This window comes from Paraburkholderia sediminicola (genome assembly GCF_046030555.1).
GTDB classification, from domain to species: domain Bacteria; phylum Pseudomonadota; class Gammaproteobacteria; order Burkholderiales; family Burkholderiaceae; genus Paraburkholderia; species Paraburkholderia sediminicola_E.
On record NZ_JAQQCH010000037.1, the window covers coordinates 1 to 16209 of the forward strand.

The window sequence follows — 16209 nt, forward strand, 5'->3', positions numbered from 1 at the left end:
AACCGCCAATTCTTAGGCGGGTCCCCCGCGCAGTAGCGGCAGTGGCGCATCTGGAGTCCGTGCCCTCGCACATTCAGCGTTAGTGACACAGAACTCATCAGCTCCCACTCCGCACTACATGCGTCGCGGATGGGTATGCACGGGAAACCAGTGGCTTCGTTTGAGCACGGCGGGAGCCATCGGCTTCGCCTCGGCGAAGCGCCCACTGAGCGAAACGCGGGTACGAAAACGTAGTGGATGGTTCTATGAAGTGCGCTTCGGCGCGCGTAGCGTCGCTGGAAGTATGACGGCCTTGTCACTGACGCTGAAGGTGCGAGAGCACGGACTCCAGATGCGCCACTGCCGCTACTGCGCGGGGGACCCGCTTAAGAATTAGCGGTTTGAGCCGCTTTCTCTTGCTTACTTCTCTTTGCGGCGGCAAAGAGAAGTAAGTGCCTGCCCCGCACAGGGGCGACGCTAATAAACCAATAACAATTCAAGGAAAGGCCAACGCCACAAGCGAACAGACAAACAAAGCGCCACGCAGGCAAAAAATCAAGAAAAATCCAACGCCGCAGGCAAACACCGCCCCAAAGCGCCCCGCAAGCCCCCCCTTTAATCAATAGCCCTCCCAGCAGTCTCCCGCATAAACGGCAACGGCAACAACGACACAACCCCACATCCAATCAAATACCAGGCAGGAGCCAAATTACTCCCAGAAACCTGAATCAACCATGTAGCAAAAAACTGCGCAAACCCGCCAAAAATAGAAACACCCAAACAATAAACAATCGACATCCCGGTAGCGCGAATCTCGCGCGGAAACATCTCCGGCAACATGACGATATTGGGCACCGCGGTAAACGCAACAAAAACAGCCAGCACGGCGACGACAGATAACAGCACAGGTACCGTCGGCGACGCATTGATGATCATGAAAGCCGGGTACACGGCAACAATCAGCAAAACACGCGACACCCACAACACCCGCTTACGCCCGACACGATCTGACAGCGCGCCAGCGAACGGCGAACAGATCACCGTCACCACCGCCGCAGTCCACGCGGCCCACAGCGCCGACGACATCGGCAAATGCAGAATCCGTATTGCGTAGGTGGACAGATAAAACAGCACGATATAGTTCGCCGCCGTGCCGCCAATCGTCGTCAACACGCCCGTCGTAATGACACGCGAATGGTCGCGGAACAGCTTGCGCACCGGCTGCGCAACCGGCACCTGCTCCGCCCCGCCCTTGCCGTCCTCAACGCCCGGCAAGGTCTCGTTCAGGTGACGCCGGATATAAATCCCAATCGGCCCCATCGCCATGCCGATCACAAACGGCACGCGCCAGCCCCAGCTCTCCAACGCGGCAGTGGACAGCGCCGCCGCCAGCGCAACGCCAAGCAGCGAGCCACAGACAGTGTTCAACCCCTGACTCACGAACTGCCAGCTTCCGTAGAATCCACGCGTCTTGTCGCTGCCATATTCAAGCAGCAACGATGTCGATGCACCGATCTCGCCGCCCAGCGCAAAACCCTGAATCAATCGCGCAAGAATCACCAGCAGCGGCGCGGCCACACCAATCGCCGCGTAAGTCGGCGCAAACGCGATGATCGCGGAGCCGAGCGTCATCAGCCACAGCGTAAGACTCATCGCCGCCTTGCGGCCGGCACGGTCAGCGTAGGCGCCAAGGAAAATGCCACCCACCGGACGCATGATGAATCCCACGCCGAACGTGCCGACCGCCAGCATCAGTTGCGCAAGCTGCCCTTCAACCGGGAAATACAGCTTGCCGATGATCGTCGCGAAGAAACTGTAGATCGTGAAATCGAAAAACTCGAGGCCGTTGCCGAGCGTGATCGCCGCAATCGCTTTGACGTGACTCGCGCGCCCGGCATGCGCTGTCGACACGTTCTGCATGTTCAACGCGTCGGCGCCCGCGGGTTGCGGTGTAGCGGAATAGTCCATCTTCGTCTCCATGGTGTCCTTCCTGCTGATGCGCGGCTCTGCGGCTTTGTGCGCCTGAAAGCAATACGCGGCCTGACTGGCCCCCACATAGCCTTGAAGGCCTCAATGGCCTTCGTGACCTTTGGAGCCCGGCACGGCGTCAGTTCAATCCGATTCCGCCTGCCTCAGACAAGAAACGTCTGCGCGAGCCGCACCCAATAAGCCGCGCCGGTCGCGAGGCAGTCGTCGTTGAAGTCGTAACCCGGGTTGTGGACCATGCAGCCGCCCTCGCCGTCGCCATTGCCGATGATCAGGTAGCTGCCGGGGCAACGCTCGAGCAGGAACGCGAAATCCTCGCTGCCGGTCAGCGGCTGCATGCCGGCAATCAAGCCGTCTTCGCCGAGCCAGTCGAGCGCTACTTGCCGGGCAAGATCGGTCATGTCCACGTCGTTGACGAGCACCGGATAGCGGCGCTGATAATCCACATGCGCCCGCGCGCCGAACACGGCCGCCTGCCCGCACGCAACCGCCGTGATGCGCTCCTGCAAATGGTCACGAACCTCGGGCCTCAGCGCACGCACGGACAAGCGCATCTCCGCGGTCTCGGGAATCACGTTCGGGGCTTCGCCCGCGTGAATCGCGCCGACCGTGATGATCGCCATATCGAGCGGTGCGATATTGCGCGAGACGATGGTCTGCAACGCCAGCACGATCTGCGCGCACACCACCACCGGATCGACAGCCTTATGCGGCACTGCGCCGTGACCGCCGCGACCGGTGACCTTGATGATCACCGTATCGGACGACGCCATGAACGAGCCCGGCAGAAAACCGAACTTGCCCGTCGGGAAGCCCGGCATGTTGTGCATCGCGAACACGGCGTCGCACGGAAACGTGTCGAACAGGCCGTCTTCGAGCATTTTTTTTGCGCCGGCCTGGCCCTCTTCGGCAGGCTGAAAAATCAGATTCAACGTGCCGTCGAAATTCCTTTCCTGCGCCAGATGCTTGGCGGCAGCCAGCAGCATCGCCGTGTGGCCGTCGTGGCCGCATGCGTGCATCTTGCCGGGCACCGTGCTCGCATACGGCAGACCGGTCGTTTCGTGGATCGGCAATGCGTCCATGTCGGCGCGCAGGCCGAGTTTGCGCGTGCCATTGCCGACTTTCAATTGGCCGACGACGCCGGTTTGACCCAGCCCGCGATGCACCGTGTAGCCCCACTCCTGCAAGCGCTCGGCGACCAGGTCGCCGGTGGCGAACTCTTCGTAGGCAAGCTCTGGCTGCGCATGGATGCGATGGCGCAGCGCGATCATTTCGTCTTCGAGTTCGGCGATGCCCGCCGGGATAGCCATGGTGTTCACGATGTCGTCTCCGTCTATGAATGCGTGGACCCAGCATAGCGACGCCGATTTTCCAGCGGCAGGCGTAAAATCGTTGTGGCAGCAACCAGCGGTTGCCACCTTTCTACGGGTTTTCCAGATGAAACTGCATCAGCTCAGCACCTTAGCGGCCATTGCGGATACCGGCAGTATCCGGGCCGCTGCCCGGTCGCTTGAGCTTTCGCCGGCTGCCGTGACCAAGGCCATGCGCGAACTGGAGGCGGATCTGCACGCACCGTTGCTGGTGCGTGGCGCGAGCGGCGTGGCGTTCACCGAGTTCGGGCGCGCGCTGGTCGTGCATGCGCGGCTGGTGCTCGGCCAGTTGCAACGCGCGGAAGCGGAGATTGAAGCAATGCGCGGTGCGGCGGCCGGCAAACTGTCGATCGGCGTCACGCCCTGGGTCGCGTTGACGTTTCTGCCGCCAACGGTGCAGCGCTTCCGGCAGCGCATGCCGGAAGTTCAGTTGGAATTCTTCGAGGGTCTGCTGGCCGTCGTTCAACCGCGCTTGCGCGACGGCAGTCTCGACTTTTCGATTGGCCGTCCACCGCCTGCTTCGCCGCAATCGGAGTTTCACAACGTCCCGCTGTTTTCGACGCACTCGGCCGTGGTGGCGCGGCGCGATCATCCGAAGGCGGGTTGCCGCACGCTGCTCGAACTGGAAGACGCCGAATGGGTGTTGAACTGGGACCCGGCAAGCCGCGAGTCGATCTCGGACAATCTGTTCCGCAAGCGTGGCATGAAAGTACCGCACACGATCCATCTCGCGCACTCGCTCGCGGTCGTGCTCGGCCTTCTCGCGCGGACGGACATGCTCAGCATTTTTCCGTGGCCGCTCGTCGAGGTGAGCCTCGCGAAGGAAAATCTGTGGGCGCTGCCGCTGCGCGAAACAGTGGATGAAACGATCGTCAGCATTACCTCACGCCGCGGTGCGCCGACAAGTCCGGCGGCTACGTGTTTTCTCGATTGCCTGCGTGAAGTGATCGACGAAGGAGCGCGCTCACAGGACCCCGAACTGCGTCGCCTGTTTCATTCGATCGAACTGCTGCTGTAGCAACGTGGCGCGATAAAGTGCCCGGTAATGTGGCCTGGTGGCATGACGCAATTCGTCGAACGAGATGTCGTCCGCGTCTCACAGCCTCGTGTTCAGACAGGCGATGCATGCATGTCGCTCATCGCCAGATACGCGGGCTGTAAGCTGAATCGCATGCAGGCCCACTATGCTTCGAGTGCGCAGCGGCGCGCCGCCCTGCGCTCACTCCGTGCCGACCATGAAGCAGATTCCGCCCAACAACGAAGCCGACTACGACTTACAGGTGCCCGGCGCATCAGCGCAACGCGTTGGCGAGAGCGATAACGACAGCGCCCCGCTCGATCCGTCCCATCATCGTGCCCTCGCTAAAGCCAGACGCGCCGATGGCGACGAACTGGGCGCCGTCGCGCATCTGATCGCGGCCCACACGCTGGACGCCTACGCCGCTGAGGAAGCCGGCGCCGGCACCTCGAATCTCTGCGATGTCGCGACAGGCTATTTCATGACAGGTGACCATGTGATCGCCGAATACTGGTACCGCCTCGTTCTGACGCTCGATCCGCATGTCGCGGTTGCCTGCCAGAATCTGGCGGCCATTCTCGCAAGCGTGGGAGACACGGCTGAAGCCGCCGCGTACCGGGACCGTGCCTATCGGATTCAGCGCGTCTTTGTCGAGGGAACCGGCGCTCAGCAGCGTCGCGTGTTGATCCTCTGCGCGGCACACACGTCCGGCAATGTCCCGTTCGAGGCACTGCTGCCCGGCACGACCTGCTGCCGCATCAAGTACGCGATCGACTATGCCGCCGACGAAGAAGACCACCAGTTGCCGGCCTACGACCTCGTGTTCAACGCGATTGGCGATGCGGATGTTGCCGCACCGCTCGCCGCGCGGCTCGCCCGCTTCGTCTCGCACTGCGCGCGGCCCGTGCTCAATCCGCCCGCCGCTGTCGCCCGAACCCAACGGCACCGTACCGCGAGCCTGTTCGAAGGGCTGCCGGACGTGCAGGTGGCGCCTTGCGTGCAGAGCGATGCCGCGCCGGCTTCACGCGCCGCGCTTGAAGCCCTGCTTGCGGAGGCTGGCATCGACTTCCCGGTTCTGGCGCGTCCGGCGGCTACGCACGGCGGCGAGGGACTAACGTTATGCGCGAGTCTCACCACGCTCGAAGCGTGGCGGTCGGCACAAGTCGGGGGTTCCTATCTGGCGGCGTTTCGCGACTATCGCAGCGCCGACGGCTTCTACCGCAAATATCGGGTCATTTTTGTCGACCGGGAGCCGTTGCCTTACCACCTGGCAATTTCGCCGCACTGGATGGTGCACTACTACTCTGCCGATATGGAACAGCATCCGTGGAAGCTGGAGGAAGAGCGGCGCTTCCTCGACAATCCGCATGCCGCGCTCGGCGAACGTGTGATGCATGCCATTGCGGCAATCGGCAGGCGGCTCGATCTCGACTACGGAGGCATCGACTTCACGGTGCTGCCCGGAGGACAGGTACTGGTCTTCGAAGCGAACGCAACCATGCTCGCGCACTTCGAGCGCGAGTCCGGCACCCTCGCCCATAAAAATCCGTGCGTGCAACGGATCGTCGATGCATTCGAACGGATGATGTCGCGTTATCCGCCGGCCTGAATGCTGGCCCCTTACTGGCCTGTTACCGGCTATTGACTCGATAAATGCTGGTTCAGATACGGCACGAAGCCGTTTTGCGTCGGTGCGATCTGCTTGACGCAATCATCGTAGTCAGCGCCTTGCGCGCGATCAGGACCATACATGCCACGGCACTGCGCATACAGTGTGATCGTCGCCCCGCTGCCCTTGGCCACGCGCGTGGCGGAATAGACCGCCTTGCCCGAGCGGCTCGGAACATCGGTCTCGATCGCTGCCGCATCCACGCGAACGATCGATGTGGAAGAATGCGCCGCCACGTAGTCTTTCGCGAGCGACCACGCCTTGTCGCACTGCGTCTGATCCGCGCACGCAACAGAGGCGTTACGCTGCGCGGTATCGAGCAGGCTCTCGGAGCGGGTAAAGTCGCGCGCCTGCGCCTCCTCCTTTTCGGCGGACATGCAGCCACTTAGGGCAAGCGCGGCAAGCGTAATAGCGATAGTTGTTTTCACAGGTTGAAGATCCGATGGCGAATTCCGGTGAGGATTATAGTCGCCCTCAACAGACACTCGCAGTTCGGAACAGCCATCGGAAAGCGACCGTCTCGGTGATGCCCCTCACCGCTCACCGCCCGCAAAACTTTCGTTATGCTTGCGCGGCTAAGGCACATCACCAGGTTCCGTCACTCAGGCGCATCGCCGCCCGGTCATCACACAGCCTCAAGCCGCGTAGCCGACCACGCCCTTAATCTCCAGAAAGTCCTCGAGACCGAATTCGCCGTACTCGCGGCCATTACCCGATTGCTTGAAGCCGCCGAACGGCGCATCGGGACTGTAGTCCGCGTAGTTCAGATAGATCGTGCCGGTACGCAGGCGCTTCGCCACAGCATGCGCGTGCTCGATCGAGGCGGATTGCACATAGCCCGCGAGACCATAGAGACTGTCGTTGGCCATTGCGATCGCCTCATCTTCAGAGTCGTAGCCGAGGATCGATAGCACCGGCCCGAAGATCTCTTCACGCGCGATCGTCATGTTCGGCGTAACGTTGCCGAAAACCGTCGGACGCACGAAATAACCCGCCTTCAATCCTTCAGGACGGCCCGGGCCACCGGCCACCAGTGTGGCGCCCTCTTCAACACCCACGCCGATCAACCGCTGGATCTTGTCGAACTGCTGCTCGCTGATAACAGGCCCAAGATCGACGCCCTTCGCGTCAGCGGGACCGACGACCAGGGCTTCAGCGGCTTCCTTCGCATACACCAACGCTTCGTCCAGGCGTGCGCGTGGCACGAACATGCGCGTAGGCGCATCGCACGACTGGCCGCTGTTGTCGAAACATGCACGCGCACCGCGCATCACTGCCTGCTTCAGATCGGCATCTTCGAGAATCAGGTTGGCCGATTTACCGCCCAGTTCCTGATGGACGCGCTTGACGGTATCCGCCGCGGCCTTTGCAACCTGCACGCCCGCACGCGTCGAGCCGGTGAACGACATCATGTCGATGTCCGGGTGACGCGACATCGCCTCGCCTACCGTGGCGCCTTCGCCATTGACGAGGTTGAACACGCCGGCCGGCACACCCGCTTCGTCGAGGATCTCGGCGAAGATGATGCCGGAAAGCGGCGCCAGTTCCGAAGGTTTGAGCACCATCGTGCAGCCGGCCGCGAGCGCGGGCACGACCTTGGTGGCGATCTGCAAGGCCGGCCAGTTCCATGGCGTAATCAGCCCGCACACGCCGACCGCTTCCTTGCGGATCAGAATGCTGCTCTTCACGTACTCGAACTCGAAGGTATCGAGCGTGCGGATCATCGCCTCCAGATGCGCAACGCCGGTCCACGCCTGCGCGTCGTTCGCATATTGCAGCGGTGCGCCCATCTCACGGCTGATCGCATGCACCATGTCGTCGTAGCGCTTGCGGTAGACGTCGAGGATCACTTGCAGCAAATCGATTCGCTGCGCGATCGTGGTCTCGCTGTAGGCAGCAAAGGCACGTTTCGCGGCCGCCACGGCGCGGTCGACGTCGGCCGCGCCGCCGAGGGAAATCTGCGCGAACGCGGCGGCGGTGGACGGATCGATCACGTCGAGTGTGGCGGCGTTGGCCGGGTCTTGCGGGTCGACCCATTGGCCGTCGATATAAAACTGCCTGGCGTGTTGCAGTTGCATGGCTTAGTCCTTTACATGAATTGTGTTAGGTCAGACGGTGGGCCGCAAATCGCACCCGCGGCAGTATCGAATGCTTTACATCGACGCCGCTCAATCTGAATGTCTTCAAATCGAAATTCATCGCTACGCAGCTTTGGCTCAGACTCCGGTTCTGCTTCGATTCCGTCATCGAATCACTCGTCTTTGAATCACTCGTCTTTGAATCACATCAACCAGGAGAGACACATGAGCACCCTCACTTTCACCCGCATCGACGCTAAAGGCCCCGGCGCTTCGGGCCTGAACCCTGCCCTGCACGATCCCGCCGACGTCATTCTGGAAGGCGCCAAGGCACCGCACGCCCTCAATGCCTTCTCCGATGCGACCAACATGCTGTCCGCCGGCGTATGGCAATGCGATGCGGGCACGCTGAAGCTGGCCGACCTGCCGATCCACGAAGTCTGCGTGCTGATCGAAGGCGAAGTCGTCATCACCAGCGACGACGGCCGCAGCGACCGTTATGCCGCCGGCGACGCCTTCATCCTGCACAAGGGCTTCTCGGGCACGTGGCACATGCCGGTGGCGACCAAGAAGTACAGCATCGTGTACTGCGGTTGATTCAACCTGCATCACACCGTTGCTTCAACAAGAACCGCACCCCTTCATAAGGTGCGGTTTTTTTATTCTGGCGGCAATGAATAAAAAAGCCGCCAGGTACATCGATCACGACTACAGCAACTACAACGGCGGCTACATCGGGAAGCCCAGCGCCTTGATCGAATTGATCCAGAGACGCCGCCAGCCACCGCGATCGTCGGCGCCGTCGAATGCGTTAAAGGTAATCTTCGCGGCGATCCAGCGCAGCGGTTCCGGCGGAATGTACGACGGCCCTTTGCGCGAAATATCCAGCGACGTAATCAGCGTATCGCGATTCCACAGCATGTCGAGACCCATCTTCGCGCCGAAGCGGCTACCCGCCACGCCAAAGCCCGTATAACCCGCGACGAACACGCTCTTGCCGCCGTGATAACGGCGCGCGAACACGGCGCCACGGGAACAGTAGTCGATCGGACCGCCCCATGCATGCGTGAAGCGCACGTCGTCCAGTTGCGGGAAGGTGCGATAGAACGCTTCGGCAAGCTTGTAGTAAGTGCTCTCGTCACGATCCGCAGCCGGATTCGGATCGCCGCCGAAGTGATAGCTCACACGGCCACCGAAAATAATCCGGTTGTCTTGGGTGAGACGGAAATAATTGAGCTGTGTACGCGTATCGTAGATGCCCTGACGATTATTCCAGCCGATGCGCGCCATCTGTTCGTCGCTCAAAGGCGCGGTCGCGATGATGTGATCGCGCACCTGCATCACGCGGCGCTTGATGTCGGTCACACCGACGTCCGCCGTGCCGGTGCCGAGCAGTACGCGCGGCGTTTCAATGCGGCCCGCCTGCGTATGCACGATCATCGTCGCGCCGAGATCTTCCATACGCGTGATCGGTGAGTGTTCATGCAAACGCACGCCGAGTTTCAGCGCGGCCGCTTTCAGGCCCCACGCGAGTTTCGCCGGATGAATCGTGCCGCTTCGATTGCGCGACCACATCGCGCCCGCGAACAACGGTGAATCGAGTTGTTCTCGTGCGCCTTTACTATCGAGCAACACGACGTCATGGCCGTGTGCGACGTGCAATTCGTAATCGCCTTTCAGATGATCGAGATGGCCCGGATCGACGGCAACCGTCATCTCGCCATTCCATTCGACATCCGCTTCAATGCCGTAACGCGTCAACGATTCCTTGAAGCCGTCGAGGTTCTCCTGGCCCAGCTTTTCCAGCACGTCGAGGTCTTGCGGAAAAACCCGCGTCGCATTCGGCAGACCATGCATCACCGAGGTGGAAATGATCCCGCCCGGACGGCCCGACGCGCCGTAGGCCACCTTCCCCGCTTCGACCAGCACGACGTCGAGCGAAGGATCGGCTTCTTTCGCCTGAATCGCTGCCCACAAACCGGTAAAGCCACCGCCAACCACCACCAGATCCGCCGACGTCGGACCGATCAATTCCCGTTCGACAGCCGGCGCGCGCGGATTGTCCAGCCAGAACGGAAACAGCTTTACACCTTCAAACGCGCGCTTTACTGACTCGCTCATCTTGTTTGCCTACTCAACTTGAATACCATTGCATTTACCGCGTGACGGTTGCTTCAGTGCAGCTTTGGTGTTGCTTCAGTGCTGCCCCGGTGCGGCCTCGGTCCCGCCTGACTACGCCTGACCCGACAGCCCCGAAACGCACTATTCAACCCGCGTCCTGCGTGTCCAGGACTTCTTCGCGTTCGCGCTCGCGTTGCGCAGCGCGCCGCTGCGCTTGCGCTTGCGACGCTGATTGCGATTTCGCTTGCGCCTCCAATTGCGGCCCGTCAGCCTTAAGCTTAGTCGCCGGCACCACCGGATGCACGGTCACATTGCGTTGCGAACCGCTACGCAACCAGCGGCGCCCACGCGGCCCATACACGCCGTCCGGTTCAGGAAAGCATTGCAGCAAGCCGATATACAACGCGCAGGCAAGCGTCAGCGAAACCGGCATGCTAATGTCGAGACCACCGGCGAGCTGCCCGAGCGGACCGACGAACTGATCCGGGAGATTGACGAAACACAGACCCACTACAGCGCTCGGAATCCACGCGCCCATCGCGCGCCAGTTCCAGCCGTGCTTGAACCAGTAGTGACCGCCGCGGCCGCCGCGATTGAACACCTGCAGATCGTCGGACAGATAGAAACCGCGCCGCGTCACGAAGCCAATGATCATGATCACCATCCACGGGCAACTGCAGACGTTGATCAACACTGAAAACGTCGACACGCTCTCAACCAGATTGAATGCGAAACGGCCAAGAAAAATGAAGCCGATTGCCAGGCTGCCGATCAGCAGCGTGGCGCGCACGCGGTTCAGAAACTTGGGAAACATGCTCGACATATCGAGCCCGGTGCCATAGAGCGCAGTCGTTCCCGTCGACATCCCGCCGATAATCGCAATCAGGCACACCGGCAGGAAGAACCAGTTCGGCGAGATCGCCAACAGACCGCCCACGTAGTTATTCGACGCGATGAAATCCGGTGCCTTGCTGGCGATGATCGTTGCGGTAGCGAGACCGAAGAAGAACGGCACGAAGGTGGCCAGTTGCGCGAGCATCACCGCGAGGATCGTGCGCTTCTTCGGCGTGTTCTGCGGAATATAGCGGGCCCAGTCGCCGAGCGTACAGGCGAACGACACCGGATTGCTCATTGCAACCAGCACGGCACTCACGAACGCCGGCCAGAAACCCACCGAGCCAAGCGCCACCTTGCCGGCGTACGCGCTATTGAACGGCCCGGCGAACGCCGCAATGCCGACCACGAACAGCAGACTCGCCGCCCACACAGCGATCTTGTTGACCCACAGCATGAAGCGGAAACCATAGACGCAGACGGTCAGCACCAGCACCGCAAAGAGACCGTACGCGAAGCTCAGCGTCATCCAGTTGACCGGCAGGCCGAGCAGATGATTCGCGCCGCCCACCAGCGCGTCGCCCGAACTCCATACCGCCAGCGAGAAAAACGCGACCGCGGTCAACACCGCAAGAAAAGAGCCGACGATCCGGCCATGAATACCGAAATGCGCACCCGACGAAACCGGATCGCTCGTGCCGTTGCGCGGACCGAACAGACCCATTGGTGCAAGGATGCACGAACCGATCACCACGCCGAGCACGATCGAATAAACGCCTGCCTTGAATGACAGACCGAGCAGCACCGGAAAACTGCCGAGCACCGATGTGGAAAAAGTATTGCAGCCGCCGAACAGCAAGCGGAACAGATCGATTGGCCGCGCATAACGCGAGCGATCCGGAATGCGTTCAAAACCGAATGTTTCGACTTGGGTGATGCTGTTACTGCTCATTGTCTCCGACTCCTGTAACGGCCAGGTCAATCACAATGGCTCGCCACGGGGATGCGGCGTCCACTTTTCTCTGATGTCTGGACGTCACTGTAAAGACAATCGGCGCGGGCAAAAATATCGCCCGCCCAACCTTTACTTCGATCCCGGGCGATGTAACCTGAAACGCCCGTCCCATAATACTTCCCGGATGTGCCGAAAGGCCGTGTGGGGACCTTCTTCGACCCGTGTACCGCGCAAACGTCGAAGCAAATCGCGAGAATGCGCGCTTCAAACCGGACTTGTCTGGCGCGCCTGACGTCGCCGCTTCGCAGCGGCGACAGTGGGCAGCGGCACCGGCACCGCGCCGGACATACCGTGCTCGATCAGAAAATCGCGGAACAGCCCGGCGACATGCGGCAGGCGTTTATCGGACACATGCATCACGTACCAGTCGCGCTCGATCGGATTGGCGGGCAAGGGCAACAACGCCAGCAAGCCGGCCTGAAATTCCAGCGAGCACGCGTGCAGCGACAGAAACGCGATGCCCAGGCCCGCCTCGACCAGTTGCTTGATCGCCTCGTTGCTCGAGAGCTCGGAGCCGATGTGAAGTTTGTGGCCCGCGAGTCGAAACAGATTCTCGACAGTCGAGCGTGTGCCCGAACCCCGCTCCCGCACGAACAGATTCGCGGTTTGCAGATCGTCCAGCGACAGGCGCTTTTTCTTCATCAGTGCATGGGCAGGCGAAGCAACGAACGCCATTGGATGCTTTGCAAATGCGGTAGCCACCGTGCGTAATTCGCGCGGCGCGCTGCCCATTACCGCGAGATCGATTTCGTGCGTGGCCAGCATGCGGATGATGTCGGCGCGATTGCCGACCTTGAACTGCACCTTCACTTGCGGGCGCAACTCGGTGAAGCGCACCAGAAAAGGCGGGATCAGATATTCCGCAGTGGTGATCGCTCCGATGCGCAGCGTGCCGCCCTGCTCGCCTTGCAACGCGGCGAGATCGTCCGCCGCGCCGTTCCAGAGATCGAGGATTTCCAGCGCATAGCGCGCGAGGATCTCGCCCGCCGCGGTCAACTGCACGCCACGGCCCACCCGCTGCAACAGCGGCGCGCCCGCAGCCTCTTCGAGCAGGCGCACCTGAAGCGACACCGCCGGCTGCGTCAGCTTCAGTTCTTCGGCCGCACGCGAGACACTGCCGAGCTTCGCGATCGTATGCAAGGTTTTCAATTGACGGAACGTGGCGGCTTTTAACATAAGTGAAAACCTATATGTTCTGTATAAACATTAAATTGTGCTGCGGTTTCCGTCGATTCTATACTGACCCTGACAGATGAGGCCGATGAATACCGGGTATAGCCCGCGAACGCTTTCACCGGCTCTGCACGGATAACTTCAGGAGGATAGGGATTATGGCCGCAAACGATCAGCAAACACCCTCTGACGCGCAATGCACACAGCACATGCTGCATACGGCAGAAGCGGAGGCAGAAGCGGAGCAAGTGGCATCGGCGGAAAAAGCGGCACAAGCGGCGCATCGCGTCGTGATCGTCGGCGGCGGTGTCGGCGGGCTAGGGCTCGCGACACGGCTGTCGGAAACGCTCGGCCGTGCCGGCCTCGCGCAGATCGTCCTGGTGGATCGCTGGCCGACGCACTTCTGGAAGCCCTTGCTGCATGAAGCCGCGTCGGGCCAACTCGATCCGGCCACGCATCAACTGCAATACGCGGTGCAGGCGCAACGGTATGGCTTCGAATTCGAACAGGGCGAACTTGCCGCGCTCGATCGTACGAACCGTCATGTCACGTTGAACGCGCTCCACGATGCCGACGGCCGCGAAATCCTGCCGTCACGGCAGCTTGCATTCGATACCCTGGTCCTGGCAATGGGCAGCGTCACGCAATATTTTGGCGTGCCCGGCGCGGCCGAACACGCGTTGCCGCTCGAATCGGTCGCGCATGCGGAGGCGTTTCGCCGCAGGCTGCTCGATGCCTGTCTGCGTGCGAACCATGCGCGCCGCGCGCGGACCGCCGAGGCGGACACGCCGGTGTCGATCAACATCATCGGCGCTGGCGCAACAGGCGTTGAGCTCGCCGCAGCGTTGCGCGATACGGTGCGCCTGCTGAACCGGTATAGCCCCTTTTCGCTCGATCCCGTGCGGGACTTCCGTATCCGTCTGATCGAAAGCAGCGAGCGCGTGTTGCCCGCACTGTCTGAAACGATCTCGGCGCGGGCGCAAAAGATGCTCGGCAGTCTTGGTGTCGACGTATTGAACGCAACGCGCGTCACCGAAGTGCGCGCCGACGCCGTGCTGACAAATGAAGGCGCGCCGCTCGCCAGCGATATCGCTATCTGGACCGCCGGCATCGCGGGGCCGCCGGTATTGCGCACGCTGGACGGCATCGCGGTGAATCGCAACGCACAGGTGCAGGTGAGCCGCACACTGCAATGCACGAACGACGCGAATATATTTGGACTCGGCGATTGCGCGGCCTGCCCTTCTTCTGAGAACGCCGACGCGTTTCTGGCGCCACGCGCCCAGGTCGCGCACCAGCAGGCGCTGTTTCTGGCGCGTGCGCTGAAATGCAGGATTGCGGGAGAGCCCCTACCTGAGTTCGTCTATCGCGACGCCGGCACGTTGGTCGGCTTCGGCCGCGAAGGCACGATCGGCAGCCTGAGCAACAGCTTGCTGACGCAGCCGGTGTTCGTCGACGGCTGGCTGGCGACCGCGGTCTACAAGCTCATCTATCGCCGCCACGTCATGACGTTGACAGGCTTCGCACGCATGGCGCTCGATTCGGCGAGCCACTGGTTGCGCCGACGCGTGCATCCGGTGATCCGGCTGCATTGAGAACCTTCGAATAGCGCACGAGCCGAACTCCGCCCGGGATTCGGCTCGTGCGCATCACGGCCTGCATGTCGCGCTACTCGATCTGAAAAGCGTCCGCCATCGCGCGCGTGCTGCCGGGCGCCGGACACGGCTGCGGGTACTGGCTGTCAGGCACATTCATGCAGCCCCACGCGCGCGCGGCAGCGAGTTCGCGCTTTACCTCGTCACGCGTTTTTCCCCGTGACACCTGCGGCACCTGGGGGACCTGAGCCACTTGCGGCGCCAGCCCCACCTGCGAAGCCGGTTGAGGCTCTGGTGCTGCGGGACCACGCAGGCCCTGCACCCGCGGCTTCCGCAACACCGGCTCGTGAGATTGATAGAACTCATAAGGCCCCGGCGTCGGTTCGCGCAACGGAATAGTGTCGACGGCCACCGCTGCACTCACACAGGCGCAACTCAGCGCAAATCCTGCCAACCACATTGCATTTCGCACGTTCGGTTCTCCGTTTGACTGAGCTTGCATGCTAGCCATGGCCTGCTGCACAAACATGAGCGACGCATGACAAATCCGTCATCCGCGCCAGGTATCCGCGCGATACGCGCTTAAGGGCGCATGACGGAATTGTCATGTTTTTTTCATCTTGATATCGGAGACGCATTCATACGATGGTGTTCCCGACTTTGAACCCGAATCCCATGCGACCTGCGCGCCCAATGCGATACGTGACAATGCGAGCTTCGGCCATACGATCCTATGTGTCGCAGTTCAAGACACGGCTCTCCTCGTGCAAAGTCGAGACACTCTCTCTGGCGGCAAGTCTGACGGTCATCGCGATTGGCTCCTTCGCGTTCTGGCTAAGCCAGCCCACTCACCTGTTCAACGGCAACTCATCGCCTTCTGTCGCCGCAAGCGCAACGTCAATGACTCGGAGCAGTCCGTCGCTCACGCACGGCTTGCTTTTGCTCGAACTGTTTTCCGCCATGCAGCGCAACTCCCCAAAACTAACGTCCCTACGTGGCGCAGGCGCAAATGAGCGCTGCGAACCGTGGGGTTCTTCAGCAACGTCGCCCACTTCCAGCGAAGCCCGCGCGCGTAACGGACGCAACTACCATCCAGGCGCACGCTGACACCTCCAACAGCCTGCCAGGATGAGGCCGGGCCGCCAATCCCCCCCTCTTTCGACTCATCGGAATGAAAGCAGCCTTTAATAACATCATGGTATAAGTAATACATACATTCAGGATGCCATGACAAATGTGCCTATCAGATTTCAGCGACTGTTCATCTCAAAAAATAGCCCCCGATTCGATACCGGTCCAATGCAGGCCTGACTATATGAAAACAGATTTCCATTCGATTCTTCTTTCGCCGATCGCGCCGTTAGCAGTCCA

At 61.3% G+C, this 16209-nt stretch carries 11 protein-coding genes and 1 pseudogene; 4 read left to right on the forward strand and 8 right to left on the reverse strand.

The window, feature by feature from the left end; translation table 11 throughout:
- Positions 1-594: 594 nt before the first annotated feature.
- Positions 595-1947: an MFS transporter gene (locus tag PQQ52_RS32085; RefSeq protein ID WP_408220701.1), complete on the reverse strand. Its 1353-nt coding sequence runs from the start codon at positions 1945-1947 to the stop codon at positions 595-597.
- Positions 1948-2111: 164 nt separating this feature from the next.
- Positions 2112-3284, reverse strand: a complete 1173-nt coding sequence (locus PQQ52_RS32090) for a M20 aminoacylase family protein (protein ID WP_408220628.1) — start codon at positions 3282-3284, stop codon at positions 2112-2114.
- A 118-nt stretch (positions 3285-3402) separates the two neighbouring features.
- Between PQQ52_RS32090 and PQQ52_RS32095 the strand changes: the two genes are divergently transcribed.
- Both PQQ52_RS32095 and PQQ52_RS32100 read left to right on the forward strand, forming a co-directional pair.
- Positions 3403-4353 carry a LysR family transcriptional regulator gene (locus PQQ52_RS32095; RefSeq protein WP_408220703.1) on the forward strand — a complete coding sequence of 317 codons (951 nt, stop codon included), beginning with the start codon at positions 3403-3405 and terminating at the stop codon, positions 4351-4353.
- Positions 4354-4570: 217 nt separating this feature from the next.
- Positions 4571-5962 carry a hypothetical protein gene (locus PQQ52_RS32100; RefSeq protein ID WP_408220630.1) on the forward strand — a complete coding sequence of 464 codons (1392 nt, stop codon included), beginning with the start codon at positions 4571-4573 and terminating at the stop codon, positions 5960-5962.
- Between the two features lie 29 nt (positions 5963-5991).
- Here the strand turns inward: PQQ52_RS32100 and PQQ52_RS32105 are convergent, their stop codons facing one another.
- On the reverse strand, positions 5992-6450 hold the full coding sequence (locus PQQ52_RS32105) for a hypothetical protein (RefSeq protein WP_408220632.1): 459 nt from the start codon (positions 6448-6450) through the stop codon (positions 5992-5994).
- Positions 6451-6657: 207 nt separating this feature from the next.
- Positions 6658-8094 (reverse strand): aldehyde dehydrogenase family protein, encoded by a 1437-nt coding sequence (locus PQQ52_RS32110; RefSeq protein ID WP_408220704.1) that lies wholly within the window; start codon positions 8092-8094, stop codon positions 6658-6660.
- Between the two features lie 231 nt (positions 8095-8325).
- Between PQQ52_RS32110 and PQQ52_RS32115 the strand changes: the two genes are divergently transcribed.
- Positions 8326-8697: a cupin domain-containing protein gene (locus PQQ52_RS32115; protein WP_408220634.1), complete on the forward strand. Its 372-nt coding sequence runs from the start codon at positions 8326-8328 to the stop codon at positions 8695-8697.
- Between the two features lie 132 nt (positions 8698-8829).
- Here the strand turns inward: PQQ52_RS32115 and PQQ52_RS32120 are convergent, their stop codons facing one another.
- The 3 genes and pseudogenes from PQQ52_RS32120 to PQQ52_RS32130 all read right to left on the reverse strand — a co-directional run bounded on the left by PQQ52_RS32120 (position 8830) and on the right by PQQ52_RS32130 (position 13246).
- Positions 8830-10221, reverse strand: coding sequence for an NAD(P)/FAD-dependent oxidoreductase (locus PQQ52_RS32120; protein ID WP_408220636.1), 1392 nt, complete (start codon positions 10219-10221; stop codon positions 8830-8832).
- A gap of 319 nt (positions 10222-10540) precedes the next feature.
- A pseudogene (locus PQQ52_RS32125) lies at positions 10541-12007 on the reverse strand (purine-cytosine permease family protein); the annotation flags it as partial.
- A gap of 267 nt (positions 12008-12274) precedes the next feature.
- Positions 12275-13246: a LysR family transcriptional regulator gene (locus tag PQQ52_RS32130; RefSeq protein WP_408220639.1), complete on the reverse strand. Its 972-nt coding sequence runs from the start codon at positions 13244-13246 to the stop codon at positions 12275-12277.
- A 206-nt stretch (positions 13247-13452) separates the two neighbouring features.
- On the opposite strand from PQQ52_RS32130, the gene PQQ52_RS32135 reads away from it, so the two are divergent.
- Positions 13453-14838: an NAD(P)/FAD-dependent oxidoreductase gene (locus PQQ52_RS32135; protein WP_408220706.1), complete on the forward strand. Its 1386-nt coding sequence runs from the start codon at positions 13453-13455 to the stop codon at positions 14836-14838.
- 73 nt (positions 14839-14911) lie between these two features.
- Here PQQ52_RS32135 and PQQ52_RS32140 read toward each other — a convergent pair whose 3' ends face one another.
- The gene (locus PQQ52_RS32140) at positions 14912-15310 is read right to left on the reverse strand and encodes a DUF4148 domain-containing protein (RefSeq protein ID WP_408220641.1); all 399 of its coding nucleotides are present in this window, start codon (positions 15308-15310) and stop codon (positions 14912-14914) included.
- Positions 15311-16209: the final 899 nt, after the last annotated feature.